The 16343-nt window shown below is 56.4% G+C and carries 14 protein-coding genes; 3 read left to right on the top strand and 11 right to left on the bottom strand.

Features of this window, described 5'->3' with window-relative positions:
• Window positions 1–449: 449 nt before the first annotated feature.
• From IVB18_RS29540 to IVB18_RS29555, 4 genes are all read right to left on the bottom strand, one after another.
• On the bottom strand, window positions 450–1487 hold the full coding sequence (locus IVB18_RS29540; RefSeq protein ID WP_247983910.1) for a glycosyltransferase: 1038 nt from the start codon (window positions 1485–1487) through the stop codon (window positions 450–452).
• Between the two features lie 1520 nt (window positions 1488–3007).
• Window positions 3008–4744 (bottom strand): IS66 family transposase, encoded by a 1737-nt coding sequence (locus IVB18_RS29545; protein WP_247983911.1) that lies wholly within the window; start codon window positions 4742–4744, stop codon window positions 3008–3010.
• Between the two features lie 44 nt (window positions 4745–4788).
• Window positions 4789–5136, bottom strand: coding sequence for an IS66 family insertion sequence element accessory protein TnpB (tnpB, locus tag IVB18_RS29550; RefSeq protein WP_082758020.1), 348 nt, complete (start codon window positions 5134–5136; stop codon window positions 4789–4791).
• A complete protein-coding gene (locus IVB18_RS29555; protein ID WP_188106852.1) occupies window positions 5133–5477 on the bottom strand; it encodes a transposase in 345 nt (114 codons plus the stop codon). Before IVB18_RS29555 ends, tnpB begins: the two co-directional genes overlap by 4 nt.
• Before the next feature lie 111 nt (window positions 5478–5588).
• Between IVB18_RS29555 and IVB18_RS29560 the strand changes: the two genes are divergently transcribed.
• Window positions 5589–5810, top strand: a complete 222-nt coding sequence (locus IVB18_RS29560) for a hypothetical protein (RefSeq protein ID WP_247983912.1) — start codon at window positions 5589–5591, stop codon at window positions 5808–5810.
• Between the two features lie 177 nt (window positions 5811–5987).
• On the opposite strand, the gene IVB18_RS29565 is transcribed toward IVB18_RS29560, so the two are convergent.
• The 5 genes from IVB18_RS29565 to IVB18_RS29585 form a co-directional block, all read right to left on the bottom strand.
• Entirely contained in the window at window positions 5988–6713 is a 726-nt protein-coding gene (locus tag IVB18_RS29565) for a polysaccharide deacetylase family protein (protein ID WP_247983913.1), read from the bottom strand.
• Window positions 6710–7876 (bottom strand): glycosyltransferase family 4 protein, encoded by a 1167-nt coding sequence (locus IVB18_RS29570; protein WP_247983914.1) that lies wholly within the window; start codon window positions 7874–7876, stop codon window positions 6710–6712. The genes IVB18_RS29565 and IVB18_RS29570 overlap by 4 nt, the downstream gene beginning before the upstream one ends.
• A gap of 403 nt (window positions 7877–8279) precedes the next feature.
• On the bottom strand, window positions 8280–9122 hold the full coding sequence (locus tag IVB18_RS29575; RefSeq protein WP_247983915.1) for a glycosyltransferase: 843 nt from the start codon (window positions 9120–9122) through the stop codon (window positions 8280–8282).
• Window positions 9123–9205: 83 nt separating this feature from the next.
• Entirely contained in the window at window positions 9206–10687 is a 1482-nt protein-coding gene (locus IVB18_RS29580) for an O-antigen ligase family protein (protein ID WP_247983916.1), read from the bottom strand.
• A 70-nt stretch (window positions 10688–10757) separates the two neighbouring features.
• A complete protein-coding gene (locus IVB18_RS29585; RefSeq protein WP_247983917.1) occupies window positions 10758–11765 on the bottom strand; it encodes a glycosyltransferase family A protein in 1008 nt (335 codons plus the stop codon).
• A 621-nt stretch (window positions 11766–12386) separates the two neighbouring features.
• Between IVB18_RS29585 and IVB18_RS29590 the strand changes: the two genes are divergently transcribed.
• Together IVB18_RS29590 and IVB18_RS29595 are read left to right on the top strand one after the other, a co-directional pair.
• Window positions 12387–13139 carry a class I SAM-dependent methyltransferase gene (locus tag IVB18_RS29590; protein WP_247983918.1) on the top strand — a complete coding sequence of 251 codons (753 nt, stop codon included), beginning with the start codon at window positions 12387–12389 and terminating at the stop codon, window positions 13137–13139.
• 16 nt (window positions 13140–13155) lie between these two features.
• Entirely contained in the window at window positions 13156–14196 is a 1041-nt protein-coding gene (locus IVB18_RS29595; protein ID WP_247983919.1) for a class I SAM-dependent methyltransferase, read from the top strand.
• Window positions 14197–14375: 179 nt separating this feature from the next.
• Here the strand turns inward: IVB18_RS29595 and IVB18_RS29600 are convergent, their stop codons facing one another.
• Together IVB18_RS29600 and IVB18_RS29605 are read right to left on the bottom strand one after the other, a co-directional pair.
• A complete protein-coding gene (locus tag IVB18_RS29600; RefSeq protein ID WP_346732559.1) occupies window positions 14376–15296 on the bottom strand; it encodes a glycosyltransferase family 8 protein in 921 nt (306 codons plus the stop codon).
• Window positions 15297–15359: 63 nt separating this feature from the next.
• Entirely contained in the window at window positions 15360–16340 is a 981-nt protein-coding gene (locus IVB18_RS29605; protein ID WP_247983921.1) for a glycosyltransferase family 2 protein, read from the bottom strand.
• Window positions 16341–16343: the final 3 nt, after the last annotated feature.

Genomic DNA, 16343 nt, shown 5'->3' on the forward strand with positions numbered 1-16343 from the left:
TGGCCAAAGTCGCATCGCAGCAATTTAAATGCGGCGATAATTCTTTAATCCGATCTCGTGCACCGTGTTGAAAGAGACACACGGAGAACGAACGAAGCTATACGCAAGTATGCTTGGATCGACGGTGCGCCGTCACCACCAGATGACAGCTCGCCAGGAGTGGCCGTCGACGCGTCTACAGCAGAAAATACATTAAATATTCGATGGTCGAGATTATCTGCCGTCAGATACGTCATACGTCCGCTGAGGGCTCGTCCGGCTGGAAGAATATGTGTCGCGACGAGCATTTCATATGTGGACAATCAAGAGCATAACCGTCGTTGATTTTCAGTTCGATGGCTGCTGGACGATATTGGACCGACAATCGCCATGCCGGCGGAGCCCTCCGCCATCTCAGCGAGTTCAAATCTGGTGGCCAATGATGAGATGCTGATTGGGATCGTCGCAGATCAATCGAGCTGTTGCGGTCCGGGCGCGGCATCCGGCCGCCCTGTCTCGCCTTTGGCCCCGTCGAGCAAGCCCACGAAAGCGACTCTTCCGGCCGACAAGGAGCCTTTGATCATGTATCGCACTACGAACAACAGTCCGACTCCGAAATGGCAGATCCAGCGCCATCCCGCAAAGCGCCGAGCATAGACAATGCCGTTGCGGGCAGACAAATAGATCGAGAGATGCGAGCGCTTCTCGGGGGCAACGGCCGAGCCGATGGTCGTTCCTCCAATGTGGCGAATGATAGCTTTGCTCGCGAAGCCGATGCGGTGCCTTCCCCGCCGCCGTCCCCAATCCAGATCTTCCATATAGAGGAAATAGTCCTCAGCCATGAGACCGACGTCTTCGACGAACGCTCGCGTTGCCAGAACACACGCTCCGCTTACCGCATCGATCCGGCCAAGGTCTTCGGCGGAGGGGGCACTGCCAATTGGCGCATTCCTTCCGATGGCAACAACGCGGCCTGTCGTTCGAGACCAATGCAGTCCGTAGTTGATGATCTTGTCAGGGGCATTGTGAAAGACCAGGCTTCCGCCCACCATGCCGAATCCCTCAGCAGACTTGGCAATCAATTCAGACAGACCGCGGCTATCTACTTCGGTATCGGGATTCAGGACAAGCACCGAATCCCAGCCGGGGACGCCAAGCAATGGCTCGAGCCACGCGTTGACGCCGCCGCCGTAACCGAGGTTCTCGATTGCGAGCCCAATTCGGACAGCATTCGTGCGATTCTGAAATCGACATTTCACCACTGCGGCCAGTCGTTTCTGTGGCTGGTCAAGAGTATCCGGCGCATCCAAAATTCGATGCAACTTTCGTTCCGGTCCCACGAGCGCAGCCAGCAATCTCCGGTAGGCTGCTTCCCCCCCATTTTCGCAAATGAAGACCTCAAACCGATCCCAATCCGAACGAGCGAGCGATTTCAAGCAGCGATCGACGTCATCGGCATTGCAGTATGAGACGATGATGACGGCAAGGTTGCCGCTAGCTGTCGACATAGCCCAGACACCTTCTCATTTGCCCTCGGCGATGACGAGCAACCGTCGGCAAAGTAAACGCCTGCGCAGCTCCGAATGCGTCCGACAGACGCCGCCCCAGAGAAGAAGCCGGAATCCACCAACGTCCATTCCGATCGCGAGGAGGCGCCGGCGAATGATCAGGATGGCTGCGCATGGTTCGAACCCCACTGCATCGTAGAGACGCGATCTGTTCACGCGCCTCGACTCGGCCTCATGGCCCCTACTCCGGCGACGCGAGCCTCGTGTAAGTTTGCGGCAAATTATCCTATTTGGCGAGTTCCCTGATAGCAACGTAAAAAGCGCTTGCGAGGCTTGTTCGTGCCGCAGGTGTTCGATCGTCCGTTGTGCGATCGCTCGATCAATCTCTATGACGAAGCGGGCGGGCGCGAAACGGTGCCATCGAGCGCGAAGGCGAGGCGCTCAAACGCTTCAATCCGAAATCCCGTAAGCGGCCGGACTACTTCATCGTGGATGAGCCGACGGTCATCCGTTGCTGTCGTTCTTGTACGATGAGGCCGGCGAGAAGATATGTATCGAGCTGTCAGCAAACCTTGACCGCTGGCGAGCGCAGCATCTCTCTGAAATCAGCGTATGAGGTCGGAACGTGTCCCGACGTTTTCTCGAACCAAGAGAAGTCGCAAAGCAACATTCTCTGATTCCGCGCCTTGCTGCCCTTGTCTGCTGTGAGATTTCTGGGTGAGATGGCTACGCAGAGATTTCGCGGAAAATCCGGTTTAGGAGCTTCCATCATGCGCTACCTCATCGCGCTGGTCCTGTTGTCGGCAGCGGCAGTCATTGCCCAGCCGACCGCCACCTCCGGAGTGGACGTGCCATGATACCTCGGGCGCGGCATTCTGGAGCCACATGCGGGTCGATAAGCCGCAGGAGCCTTGCAGCAGCCGCGCCTTGGCGGCACCAAATCTGCGGTTCGAGGTGCGCCCCAGCGGCTATCCCACTACCGCAACGGGACGTGTGGCGGTCGTTCCTGCCCCGACGCCCGACCCCGCGCCTTATCCCACGCCCGATCCCCCCGGACTCGGTCGGCGTCCCGTTGAGCTTCAACGATCCGGTCTATGCCAACGTCACGAGCGGCACGATCAATATCGCCTTGCCGCCAGACTCGTCCCGAACGGGCTTGTCAATCATTGAGAACTCGGGGGTCCGACGATTACCTGCCTTGGCTCCTACAGCGTCACGCCGGTTCGCATTCAGTCACGAGAAGGTGTTCGCTGCATCAGCGGTGATATCAATCTGACGTGGGTCTACATCGCCGCCACGGGGGTCGACAATGACCACGCGGACGGTGTGCAGTGCTATGGCCCAGGTTTTACCGGAACGGTCACCGTCAAGAACTCGACGTTCAAGATGGCCGGAGTGACGACCGCGCGTAACTTCTCGGCCGACGATTGGCGAGGGTCACAGTACGCATACGACGAAGACCGCCTGATTTGACGCATGCGCGCGGGCACGGCGAGCTCTATGATGGCGTTGCGTGAGGATCAGGCGGCCTGCTGACCGGCGGGCTTGTCGGCTTGGCGCAGGCGCTTCCATTCCCAGGGCAGCAGTTCGTGCAGACGCGATGCGGGAAGATCGGCGATGCGGGCGAGGACGTCGGCGAGCCAGGCCTTGGGATCGACGTCGTTGAGGCGACAGGTCGTGATCATCGTCAGCATGATGGCGGCACGGTCGGCGCCACGCTGGCTGCCGGCGAAGGTCCAGTTGCGCCTTCCCAAGGCGATGCCTCTCAATGCGCGCTCAGCACAATTGTTGGTCAAGCAGATCCTGCCATCGTCGAGGAAGCGGGCGAAGTCGTCCCAGCGCCTGAGCATGTAGTTGATCGGTTTCAGGACCTCGGAAGAGCGCGAGAGGGTTTCGCGCTCACGCAGCAACCAGACGTGCATGTCCTCGAGAAGCGGCTTGCTCTTTTCCTGGCGCACGGCGCGCCGCTCGTCGGCGCCGCGGCCGTTGATGGCGCGCTCGATCTCGAACAACGCATCGAGGCGTCTGACCGCCTCCAGCGCGATCGGAGAGACCGGTTTGCCCTTCTTACCTTCCCGAGCATTTTTCTCGATGTCAGCCAGCTCGAAGAAGCCCCGCCGCGCATGGGCAAAGCAAAACGCCGGCGTAATCGGCAGCACCTTCCTCTGCGGGTCGAACAGCGGCTCGAAGCCGTTGTAGCAATCGGCTTGCAGGATACCGGCGAAGGCGGCCAGATGCTTCTGGGGATGCTCGCCTCGTCGGTCGCTCGAGGCGTAATAGACCGCCGCCGGCGGCGCAGGCCCGGCGAAGGGCCGGTCATCCCGCACATAGGTCCAGATCCGCCCGGTCGTGCACTTGCCCTTCGCCAGGATACGGATGGTGGTGTCGTCGCCATGCAGGCGCTCGGCCGCGAGCACATGGCGTTCGATCAAGTGGAAGAGCGGCATCACGGCGAAGGTCCCGTGGCCGACCTGGTCGGCCAGCGTCGACAACGGCAGGTCGATCCCCTCCGCCTTAAAGCGCGCACTCTGGCGGTTGAGCGGGATATGCATGCCGAACTTGTCGAACAGGATCGTCGCCAGCAATTGCGGGCCGATGAAGCCGCGCGGCGTGGCATGGAACGGCGCGGGCGGCTGGCTGATCTTCTCGCAATCGCGGCAGGTGAACTTCTCGCGTACCGTCTCGATCAGCTTGAAGCGGCGCGGGATCTCCTCCAGCGTCTTGGTCACATCCTCACCGATCTTCGCCAGCCGCGATCCACCGCAGCAGGCGCAGCTCGTTGGAGCCTCAATGACGACGCGCTCGCGTTCGATGTCGTCCGGCCATGGCTTGCGCACCGGCCGCTTGCGCATGAAGGGGCGGACGTTCTGCGTCTTCGCCGCTGCGGCCTGCGCGGCAAGCTCATCCTCGCTCGCCGTGGTGACGAGTTCTTCGAGCTCCAACTCCAGCTGCTCGAGCAGCCGTGCCGTGCGCTCGGAGCGCTGCCCGTACAGTTCGCGTTTGAGCTTCTCGATCCGCAGCTCGAGATGCGCGATCAGCGCCTCGTTGTCCGACAGCTTCGCCCGCGCGTTGGCCGCTTCGGCTTGCCAATTGATGGCTTCGGCCTGTATCCGGGTGACCTTCGCCGCGGCCGCATCGCGTTCGACCTCGACCCTCAGCCGCGCTTCGCGTTCAGCCCGCAACGCCTCACGTTCGATCAACAGCGCCGCCTGGGCGCTGGCGAGGTCCGAAGGAAGGTCATCCGGCTTCAAACTCATGAAGCCAGTGAATCAGATTTCCCGGCAGGTTCAATCGCAGAATGCTATCCAACTCGCGTTGGACGCAAAGTTTCTTGAGGATTCCGCCAGTCGATCCCAGACAGCAGGTAAGAAAGTTGCGCCGGAGAGATCGTCACGGCTTCACCGGCAGCCGAAGGCCAGATGAATCTTCCTCTTTCGAGTCTTTTTGTAAACAGGCACGCTCCCTGAGAATCGTGCCAGATGATTTTTATCAGATCTGAACGGCGCCCCCTGAAGCAAAACAAATGACCCCCCAGTGGGTCATGCTTCAAGACCTCCTGCACCTGCAAAGCCAGGCTCGGAAAGCCGCGCCGCATATCGGTATGGCCCGTCGCCAGCCATACCCGCACGCCAGAGGGGATCGGAATCATCGCAGCGCCTTCAACACCGCCGACACCAGCAAGGGCGGCGCCGACCCACAAATCCTGATCCGTCCGCTCCCCGTCAATTCCACCACGATCACTTCACCGGACGGTGCCGCTTCCTTGATCGGCTCCGCTTCCATCGCCGCTTCCACAAAGCCCTGGTCAGCAAGGTCCTGGCGAAGCCGGCGCCGCCAGGTGTAAATCAGCCCCGTCGAAATATCGTGATCCCGCGCAACCTGCGCCACACACGATCCCGGCGCAAAGGCCTCCGCAACGATCCGGCATCGTTCATCCTCGCTCCAACGCCGTCGGCGTTCCGGCCCCGTCAGCACCGAAATCTGACCCATCAATCGCTCTTAAGCTCGCTCTTAAACACGTGCTTATGAGTGCTCAATCTGCCTCTCAGAACAAGGCGGCCTTCATCGTGGGCGTACGGGTCACACGTCTTCGAGAACGTATTGTTCGATGGCGGCCGTTTCGGACTACGTATCCCAGCAGGCGGCGGCCCTTCGGTGAGCCTGAAAAACGTCTACTTCGTGCGTGGTTCCTTCCGCTACAGGCCATTGCTATTCGACGTGGTCAAGGGTCGGCGAATAAAGATCGTGCAATGGGAGAACGTGCGCTGGGCGAGTTGGCAGGGCGATCGGCTCATCCTCGAAAACCTCGTCCCGCGGCCGTAGGCGCCATGCGAAATCATGAACGCGCCACCGCGCGAGACAAGCCGCCGATTGTACTGCAAAACCGCGAGGGCGCAGCCAGCCCCGCGTCACCAGAGCCGTAAACGTCTCGGCGTCTCCTATCTTGTCTTGCCGAGTTTCTGCGAGAGTTCTCGCCAATCAAATGTCTGCCACCAAGCGCTATCGATACCGCCAGCGCATCAGTTGACGATAGAGCCCGAGCTTAGTGCTGATCCTCCAGGAAAAGCCGCGCATCGCATCCGGATCAAGCAAGTGGTGGCGCATGTACTCCGCATCCATGCTGTTCGTCAGACAAAGGCGGGAATAGAGAAAAGATTCGAATCCGCGATGATACCCAAGCTGGATTGTAAAGAGGTGTGTATAGCCAGCTCTCAGCGCCGCCTCCCAGACTCGTCGGGAAAACCGCCCGTATGGGAAAGCGAAAAGAGTTACTGGTTGTCCGAGGCGATCCTCGAGCATCGACTTCGACAGTCTGAGCTCGCGCTCGAGTTTTACGTCCGAGACAGTCGTCAAATCGACGTGGGCCATGCCATGTGAACCGATCGCAACGCCGCCCCTGCCAAGCTCCTCGATCATCTCCCAACTCATACGTCCCGGCGAGCCTACAAAGCCGACCGGGATAAAGGACATGAAACCTGGAATACGACCGGTCGTCATGTAACGGGCATAGATATGCGTGTAGTCCGAAAGAAATCCATCGTCGAAGGTTAACAGGACCGCACCGGTACGGCTGGGTTTCGGATCGGAGCAATGCTTCAGAAAACTCTGAGGCGAGACCAGCCCTTCCTCGCAAAGCGCAAGATGCGCTTCGAACATTTCATGCGTCAGGCACCACGCATTCGAAGGCGAGGCTTCCACCAGCTCATGATAATTCAGGACAATCATAGAGTTTGAATCAGATCTGAGACGCGCCGGGCCCAAGCCTGCCAGTTCAATCGAGCCTCGAAGGCGTCCCGGCTCGATTGCCTCAGGCGTGCCAGCCGGTCCTTGTTAGCAAAGATCTGGGAGATCACCGTCGCATAGTCCGCCTTCGTCGCATTGGGCGGTAACAAGATTCCCGTCTCCTCGTCGCGGATAGCGCAGGAGACGCCACCGGTGGCCGGTGCAATGCTCGGTACGCCATGGGCTGCCGCTTCGCAAAACACGATGCCGTAGCAATCTGCCCGGGTCGGCAACAGAAAGAAATCCGCGTCGCGATAGAGTTGATCCAGTCGCTTGCGCTGTTCACGATCATTCTTGTCCAGGTACGGGATGATCGTCAGGCCATCCTGGGTGACTGGCTTGGGCGGAGTGCATCCGCAGATCACGAGCTCCGCCTCCACGCCCCTGTCCTTTAGTTCAGCGACAGTCCCGATCGCGATGTCCGCGCCCTTCTCTTCCCAGTTGGCACCGATGAACAGGAGCCGGCACGGACCCGGCTTGCGGCACGCAAGTACAGAGTCACGATTGGGTGCTTCTTCGAGGTTGGCGCCCCAGGGAATGACATGCACCCGCGCGCGGTCGGCACCGTAATCTCTAACAGCAGATTCGGCGGCCCATTCCGACGGGTAGAGGACAAGATCCGCGCGTGCGATGGTGTCGCGTTCCAGGCGTTCAGCAATCTCCCGAGCATTGCGTGACAAGTTCCGATAGTTAGGGTGGTAATTGTCGACAAGCCGAAAGGTCGCATCGGACGTATAGACGAGGGGAACGCCCGTAGGCACTGCCCAGGCGAAGTTGGAGCCGGCGGGCGCGAAGACGAAGTCGGGTGAGACCGCGCAGATTTTGCGTGCAGCGTCCGCTGCATACTGTGCAACGACAGGCCCCGCATGAAATGGGGAGAGGCCTTGCCTGCGAAAGGCACGGCAAAGTCTGGAATACGTCTTGTATAGAGGTAAGATCGGTGCGCTGAGGGGACCGATATGGACCACCTCATGACCTTCGTTTGCGAGCGATTTCGCCATGTGAAATGGCGTGCCGGACCAGAACCTGACCTCGCTTGCGTCGCCGATCGTGGCGAAAGCAATCCGCCGCGCTGCTTGGCCGCCGGAGAGCGGGCGCTGATTCATTTTATCCCCCGCACGGCGCAACCGGCTCGCAAAAACCTACGATAAGATCAGCCACCTCGGCAACGTGACCGCCCTGCCCTGCTCCGACAAACACAGCCGGCTCCTCAGAATTCAACATCGTATCGCAGCTCCCGCCATAGCGCCGGGCCTCCATATTAATTACCAGACATTGTAATTATTATCCAATTCATTTAATTCAATTCCGACTGCGGTCGGCACGACGATCCGCTACGCAAGGCATCGTTGTAAGATCGTGAATTTCGGCGTTTCGCGCATGCAAACATGCCGTGTTGTCGCGGGTGCAAGGCTTGCACTCATTGACCAATGAACTTTCATCCAGCGGCTGTTAGGGCCTAGGGGTTTGAGCCCTTAGGGCCCATTGGAGCAACGGGCGGGTCGGGCGCTACGCCGGGGGCTTTAAAAGAAACTGGCGATAGACATTGCGCACCTGAGAATAGATATGATGCGCTGGAATGGAAAGCCATCCATCCATCGAGACTATGGGGTCTGATAGTAACCCGTAATGCTTACCGAAAAGATTAGAGGGATCGCTGCACACGTTGTATTGCAATGACAGCTCCGTCTCGTTTGCGACCATGCGGTAACTGTTACTACTCATCAGCGGCTCGATGGCCAGCATATACGCTATGGGGCCCGTTGTTCTCCAGACGCCCTTGTTTCCGACGCCATGCACCCACGATCGGTAATTTTGGATGTTTGTCAAAACCCGCTCGATCACTGCCTTTAGAAACGGATGACCGGGAGCGGCTATGATATGCCACTGTTGAAATTCGCGCTTCCGGTTAGCCTCAAACTCTTTGTGCACACCCCAGCCCGCGTGCGGCTCGCCAGGGCTATTCCGCCAACGTGACAGAATAAACCTGTCGTTTGGTCGAATGGCTCCGTCGAGAGGCTCGACCGTTGTGCTTTTGATATCAAGATAGACCCCACCGCGCTTGTACATGAGGAGATAGCGGAAGAGATCCGCTCGCGCCGCTCCGTACTGCGGATTGATCTTATAGAACAGGTTCGCAATTTCTAGGCCGTAATGCTCGACGATGAAGGTAGCCATCGCTTGATCGTCGTATAGTCTGTGTTCCCAGCCGGGATTCATTGTTTTGATGGCTTGTATATTCCTTGCCAAGACGATCGGTAACGGATTTTTCGAGAAATATATTTGATGAATAACGCGGGGAATCTGAGGCCCCAGATCAAACGTCGGAACTTGAATATTTTGGATGGTCATGATCGACATCCCAGGTTCAAACTGACGCAGCGCGAGATATCCCGACGATCGCCATGGTTGCCAGCGCCTAGATTCCCGAGCGATCACCCGAGAACAACGGAGCTCCTCTGCGCGGCACGCGCGTCACCGCCCTGCAGTAAAACGCCTCCGGTAATCGAATCATATCCAGTTTCCGCCGCTCTTGCGGCTCTATCGCGCAGCACCGCCGTTTCCGCGAGGTTCGCTCGCATTCCGGCAAAGACAGCGATAAGGATGAAACAGATGCCCCAAAAGTGAACCATGAACCCCAGAAAAACGATAGTTGCTATGACAATTCCGAGCGCCACTGATAGCCGTCCTTCTTCGGGAGTAAGGTAAGGCGATCTATCGATCGAACCAAGCCCGCATGAGCCTACAAGCGTCAAAAGGATTAATACGCTCCCAGGAATTCCGTAATTCATTGCGGCGGCAAGCCAAAAAGCATCCACGCTCCCGCTCACAAGCGCGCCGTGAGACTGCCAATTCCAGTCGCCGTTCAAACCAATTCCGAAGATCGGCGAACCGAGTACTACAGGCCCCCCGGTCTCCCAGATCGCTTGACGGTACCAGGCCGCCTCCGGACTTACCCCGCCAAGGCGTACAAGCGTTACGACCGGGTTGCCAGAGAAAGTGAAAACAGTAAGGAGAACACAAGTCACAGCCAGTCCGACCAACTTCCATCTGGTTGTAAAGCGAGGGGTTGCAGCATAAAAAATCGCGAGAGCAAATCCGATCACATAGGCAAGTAATGGACTCCGCGCCTGCGAAGCCAAGACACCTACCAGCGCGATCCCTGCAACACCCCAGCCGAACACCTGGGGCCTAAACGTAGTGAGCGCCAAGGTCCCGAACCAAACACAAACGGCACCGAATAATATCGAATGCTCCATTGGACCCATGGCACGAATGACCCCTTCCCTAAACAAAGTCTCGGACTTCAACGCGAACGCACCTTCATAACTGGGCTTCACATAACCAGTAATTCCTTTGATGAAGTCATAGGTGAACAGTCTATCAGTCAGAGAGTCGAGAAGCGCGACACCGACAATCAGAATAATCAGCTTGGAAGAGAAGCGTGCGATTCGCACGGAGCTATCGACCGGACCGAGAAGATACCGGAAGCTCAAATATGCGCCGGTGAATGAAATTGCCTCGATCCCCGCTCCTTTAAGACCCGTGAAACCATCCGTTACGGTGGCAGCCAACATCATCCAGACGCCCGCAACCGGCGCGAGAATATCCGATGGAACGCAGACTACAGCTCGCGGGTTGCGCTGGGAGAGCCGCGATATCGCTGCGATGGATAAAACAAAAATCAGAACTCGAGCGACGGTGAGGCGAAAGTCACCGACGAAGAAAGACAGACCCTCGGGCAAAAAAATTGTGACCAATAATAGTTTGAGATATAGTTCGGCACGTGAGGGCGAACCGCCTGTAGCGCGCCTAACTGCACTCTGCTGGCGATCCTGCAGATAGGTACGTTGAAAATCCGAATCCAATTCAAAGCTTTTGCGGCTCAAAGCGAATACCTCGAATGCCGAAGACATTGCGCAAACAAGAAGCAGCGCTCAAAATTGAGCCGCCGCATCAAAACGACCGCTCCGCCTAAGAGGCGCTTCATTTCGTCGTCTCCAAAGGAATCGCCAAGAAGTCACGACGTAGGCGGCTCGCCACGCTGGGTGGAATCAGCGCATAAGCAAGCGCCTTGTAATAGTGTGGATCCGCGGGATGCAAACAAGCACATTGCCAACCCGTCCTTAGCGCTGACAAACGACGGTTTGACCGACGTGAATCCAGCACGCTCTTGATGAAATGGGCGGCGATATTGTTATCCAGCAAGCTATTACGGGACCTGTGGCCTCTATCATCGCATTCTGGCTCGAACCGCAAACCTCGTCGCTCGCAGGCCCGCCTGAAGGCCTCAGCCTCGAATTGCTTGCGCCACGCTGGCGCACGTCGGGTGAGTGAATTGGGAAGAATGCGGTACGCGTAAAGGCACTCGCCCAATACAATCATCGGATGCTCTTCGCCAATTCTCAATATGTAATCGTAGGTCTCGGCGACCTGCAATGAAGGCTCGAACCGCAAATGGCCGATCAATGACGTTCGAAACATTCCTGTGGGATCAAGGGCAGGCATTCGAAAGGCTCTAATCTCAGACTGGCAGTCGTCCTCTCCTCTCGGTGCAAACACGGGGGCCATGAATCTCCCCTCAATGATCAGCTCGTTACCGCAGAATACGGCAGCCAAATGCGGCCTGGTGAGCAGCGCACGAACCTGTCTTTCAATTCTCGTTGGATAGCTGATGTCATCCGCGTCTTGAATTGCGTAGTACTCGCCGCGGATCTGATCGAGCGCTCGATTGATCGCCACAGGCTTGCTTGCGTTCGCTTGATGGATCACGCGAATACGCCCGTCTGCCAGCAAATCTTGAACCGAGTTGAAGCAGCCGTCCGTGCTGCCGTCGTCGATAATGAGGATATCCAAATTTCTATACGTCTGATCAATTATGCTCAACAACGAAGGCCGCAAATATTCCCCTGCGTTGTAAACGCACATCACGACCGTGACGAGGGGACCTTCAGCTACCCCTTCAGCATTGGGCCGATGTGCTTGGGACGTCATGAAAAGCTCCTGGTCAGTCGAGGCCAGAGCCCTGGCTTCGACACGCCAGCATGTCTAGCGAGAGTTCCGGCTGTTGATCGCGAGACAGTGATTGACATTGCAGTAGGCCACAAACCAGGTTTGAAAGGCGGCGACCTCCCCTGCCCCAGGAGAAATTGCGCGATCTCGACGGCGCGCGCGATTGGCCCTTGGCCTGATCTGGCGGCACCGAGCTTTAGTTCCAAGACTGATAGCCTCGCATGTCGGCCCCGACCGGGATTTAAAAAACCGACGTCAATATTCTGGTTGACCGCAATTAAATCACATTAATTGACCAAAGAAAACAGGCTTACGCCGCCACGATCTAATTAAATGCCAGAGCCCGATTGAAGGGGGCGGGCGTCGCGCGGCGAGATGCCGGGACCAGATAGCTTCGCTGCCCATCCCACCTCTCATCCGTGCCGTCACCTCCAAAACACTGGCCCGTTCGTGTTATGTTCCGCTGGAGTCTGCCACCCGGTCCCCACAGAATGCGCTGAACTGAGATTCTACGCCGGGGTTAATACCCAGATTAATTTGTGCTATATCGAGATCGCCCGAAATAATTGGTTACCGCACGTGATTAAATATGGAGATGATGGGATGGCCACGGTTTCCTCGCGAACTTTAGAGATCGCGCACGATTGGAAGATCACAGACTATTACGATAAAGCGGAATCGGATGCCTGGACCGACCCGTTTTGGAAGCCGCGGACGCCATTCCGACGTTTGTTCGAGAGATTGGATACGACATCAACCGTCGAACTCGCGTGCGGGCACGGTCGGCATTCCGCTCGTTTGTTGAGCACGAAGCGAGACCAGACCACGCTTCGATCGCTCGTCCTGATGGATGTCGTTGAGGAGAATGTGCGACATTGCAAGGAACGATTCTCGGATGTTCCTGAAGTAAGCGCGCATACCAATAGTGGCTACGATTTCTATCCCGTCGAGGATGGATCCGTCTCTGCGATATTCTGTTTTGATGCGATGGTGCATTTTGAATATGATGCCGTCTTTTCATACCTACAGGATGCGTGTCGTATCCTGCGACCCGGCGGCCGCGCACTGTTCCATCATTCAAACTTAGACAAATACCCAGGCTCGGATTACAGAAGCAATCCCCATTGGCGCAATTTTATGAGCAGAAATATGTTTGCCCACGCTGCGAATAGATCTGGTTTGCGTGTGCTCGAGCAAGTTACCATAGATTGGGACAAAGCCCGGAATTTGGACTGTCTGACCCTTGTCGAGAAGGCTTCAGATGGCTCACCGGGTATGGAAAAACCGAGAGCGCGCAGCGAACGCAGCCGGCTTACTCGCCTCGCGGACAAAGTCAAATTCATCTTCCTAAAATAGAAAACGACTGGCGGGTTTGGTCGACGAACCCGGCGAACTCGTCAATTTCGTTGCGGCTATTATAGCGACAATCACTACACCCGTTCCGGCTTCTCCGATGATGGCTAAGCCGGATTCGAACCTCTGCTATGGCTGGGTACCTGAGATGATTTGTAAAGCTTGCTTGTCAGACGGCGAACATTCCCGTCACATATTTGTTGAGATGATGTTTGGCACAAGAGAGCGATTTGAATACCAGGAATGTATTGATTGTGGAACGATTCAGCGCCTGTCGGAAATAGCAGACGAGAGTCGTTTTTACCCCAGTGGCTATTATTCGTTCACCACGCCTCCGCGAAATTCGCGGCTTACCGCAATCAGGGATGCGCATGCATTTGGCATGAAAAGCGTATTGGGAGCCGTGGCGTCCCTTGTGAGGTACGATCCCATCGTAGGGGTCATCGGAGATTTTGGAATTGATCCTGGCTCTCGGGTGCTGGACGTTGGCTGCGGCTCTGCGAGGCTCCTTCACAGAATGTCTGCGGCAGGGTTCAAGAATCTTACCGGAATAGACCCTTATATTTCCAAATCAGCATCAGGCACCGTGACGATTCACAAATCGGAACTTCAAAGCATGTCCGGCGAGTTTGATTTCATCATGTTCAATCACTCGTTAGAACATGTCCCTGATCCGGACCAAAGTCTTGGCAATGCAAGAAAGCTACTTGCGCCCGGGGGCCGCATCCTGGTTCGCATCCCAACATCGTCCTCGCATGCATGGATGGAGTACGGCCCGAATTGGGTCCAACTGGATGCACCGCGCCATATTGTAATTCCCTCTCGCAAGGGGATGAACGCATTAGCGAAGCGCTGCAGCCTGTCTGTTAAACAATCGATTGACGATTCTACTGCGTTTCAGTTCTGGGGCAGCGAGATGTATAGAAGGTCTAAGCCGCTCACATCCGGGCCAAGCGATTTATTTAGCCGGCACGAGTTGAGAAGGTTTGCCAAACGAGCGGAGAAGTTGAATCTCGAACAACAGGGAGATCAGGTAGCTTTCCTCTTGACCGCTGCTTAGATGGCCCGAGTCGGCGGCCCCACACACACGTTCAGGGCGAGCATCGACTTCAAAAGTCCAACTAATCGGTTCCGCCCGGAACGCGGTCCTCACCCAGAGTATTACTTTTCAGTCAGCCAACATCGCGATCGAATGGTTAAAGAGGACACCGTTTGATCATTTGAGCTACTCCGATCAATCTAGGGATCGACCACCTCTTCCGAGCGAGCTGATTTGCCTCGTCTCCCGTCCTGGAAGCTTTTAATGCGGGACCAACCGATACGCAGGGTGCTTTCCATTTTGTCCATAGAGTTGCGCGCGAACCGCGTGCGGCTCCGAAACGAGTCGTACAATGCGGCATTCGCGTTCGGAACGCCAGCTCTCCAAGGTTTATTCCAGGTTGTGAAATGAACTATGCTAGGCTTGTACTCGCCTGCCAATTCAGAGACATCGAGCTCTGTGTTGTAGGCTAGATAGTTCCATCGGGAAGCGAGCTTTTTCCAAACGCCATCGCACGCAACATTCAGCGCGTCTTGATCCGAATAAGGCGATCCAGGAAAGCGCTTGAGATATTCCAATGCTGTTTCGGAGATTTTCGCCTTTCGCCATTGGTGCAGGTCTATCAGAAGTACACCGGCGTTAAAGTAGTTCTGCACGCGAGGTACCGGTAGGCGAATGGTTTGATTTTTCAGCTGAGAGTCGAGTCCGTCCAAAACTGCGCCAAGAACATTTCCCTCGAGATCTGTTGTCCAGAGCGCCTGCAAATCATCAAGAACAAGGATATCGGAGTCTAGATACAATACTTTGGAGACAGTCTCTGGAAAGATACGCGGGACGAGGAACCGGGCGTAGGTGACTTTTGAAATGTACCCAATCGTCGAAAAATCCCGGAACGTTTCCAGGTTCACTTCGATCCATCGGATCGACGCAGAACCATGCGGAAGGGAGTCGAGTATCCTCTTTCGAATACGCTCGGAAACACCGTCGACAAGCACATGAAACTCGAACGGTTCGCCGCTCCTATCCGTCTCCACAATTGACCGTAGGGTCGTCGCAAGTGGCATCGCATAGCGCCTGTCACAAGCAAGGAGGATTGGGCATCGCATCTGTTTTGATTCCATCTGATGACCCGCACGGTTCCTGGAAGCGAAATGATTGTTTTCCGCGAGCCCGGAAGATGTTCATCACTCCAATAGCTTGCCCGGCGCTCCCCTGATAACGGACAACGCCCATCGGCGGCCATCCTTGCCCGGAATCTTCAGCACTCGCCAAATTGGAGGAAAGTAACGCAACCGGCGATCCATAGTCATGGCTTCGCGCATGTGGCCAAGGCCGTCACTAACGCGGCCTCGTCGCAACAATCCGATCCCGCTGCGAAACACTTGGTCAGCCAATGTATGACGGGCCAGGGCACGTAAACTCCGCGCATTTCGAACGCGATCCTCGCATTCATCAAAAAAGCTATCGAACGCAAGCAGGCATTGCCGATAATCTAGCATTCTTTTGGCATAGTAGGCGTTGGACATTGCCATCGAATGCTTGCGATAGATTGCTTGCACCGCATTGATCTGGGCAACTGTGCCGTGCGCAGCAAAACGTAACCACATTTCCATATCGCCGGCGTGAGGGAGCGACGTGAGGTATCCGCCGATCGCCTTCTGTGTCCGTGTCCGCGCAATTGCGGTCGCTGAAGGAACGTCATTTCTGGCTGTGGTGCACATTTCCTTTATCAGATCTTGCCGTGTCCAAGAATGGTTCTCGCCCGCAGGTAACGTAGGAAACGGCAAATCGTCAAACCAGAGGATGCATTCTCCATATGTAAGAACAACGTCGGAGTTTGCGTCCATGATCTCCGTTGCCCGCTGGAGGGCTCCGGGAACCAGCAGATCATCAGCGGACAAGAGCAAGAAGTATTCGGATGATGCCCACGCGATTCCTTCATTGAACGTATTGATGTGACCATGATTGCGCGAATGCGCTCTCACCGTCACCCTCGGGTCGCTCTGCTCCAATTTCCTTGCGACTGACACCGAATCGTCCGAGGAGCAGTCGTCGATGATAAGTACGCGCAAATCCGAAATGGATTGGCTGAGAATGCTCGACACGCAAGCCTCAAGGAAGCGCCCATAATTGTAACAGGGGACAACAATATCGACCTTCGCCATTCC

The sequence above is a fragment of the Bradyrhizobium sp. 186 genome (assembly GCF_023101685.1).
Taxonomy (GTDB): domain Bacteria; phylum Pseudomonadota; class Alphaproteobacteria; order Rhizobiales; family Xanthobacteraceae; genus Bradyrhizobium.

What these genes read in the sequence shown, in the direction of transcription:
- IVB18_RS29605 (WP_247983921.1), bottom strand. Translation starts at nt 16,340, where the DNA reads ATGGCGAAGGTCGATATTGTTGTCCCCTGTTACAATTATGGGCGCTTC.
- IVB18_RS29545 (WP_247983911.1), bottom strand. Translation starts at nt 4,744, where the DNA reads ATGAGTTTGAAGCCGGATGACCTTCCTTCGGACCTCGCCAGCGCCCAG.
- IVB18_RS29575 (WP_247983915.1), bottom strand. Translation starts at nt 9,122, where the DNA reads ATGACCATCCAAAATATTCAAGTTCCGACGTTTGATCTGGGGCCTCAG.
- IVB18_RS29600 (WP_346732559.1), bottom strand. Translation starts at nt 15,296, where the DNA reads ATGGAATCAAAACAGATGCGATGCCCAATCCTCCTTGCTTGTGACAGG.
- IVB18_RS29555 (WP_188106852.1), bottom strand. Translation starts at nt 5,477, where the DNA reads ATGGGTCAGATTTCGGTGCTGACGGGGCCGGAACGCCGACGGCGTTGG.
- IVB18_RS29570 (WP_247983914.1), bottom strand. Translation starts at nt 7,876, where the DNA reads ATGAATCAGCGCCCGCTCTCCGGCGGCCAAGCAGCGCGGCGGATTGCT.
- IVB18_RS29565 (WP_247983913.1), bottom strand. Translation starts at nt 6,713, where the DNA reads ATGATTGTCCTGAATTATCATGAGCTGGTGGAAGCCTCGCCTTCGAAT.
- tnpB (WP_082758020.1), bottom strand. Translation starts at nt 5,136, where the DNA reads ATGATTCCGATCCCCTCTGGCGTGCGGGTATGGCTGGCGACGGGCCAT.
- IVB18_RS29590 (WP_247983918.1), top strand. Translation starts at nt 12,387, where the DNA reads ATGGCCACGGTTTCCTCGCGAACTTTAGAGATCGCGCACGATTGGAAG.
- IVB18_RS29585 (WP_247983917.1), bottom strand. Translation starts at nt 11,765, where the DNA reads ATGACGTCCCAAGCACATCGGCCCAATGCTGAAGGGGTAGCTGAAGGT.
- IVB18_RS29580 (WP_247983916.1), bottom strand. Translation starts at nt 10,687, where the DNA reads ATGTCTTCGGCATTCGAGGTATTCGCTTTGAGCCGCAAAAGCTTTGAA.
- IVB18_RS29540 (WP_247983910.1), bottom strand. Translation starts at nt 1,487, where the DNA reads ATGTCGACAGCTAGCGGCAACCTTGCCGTCATCATCGTCTCATACTGC.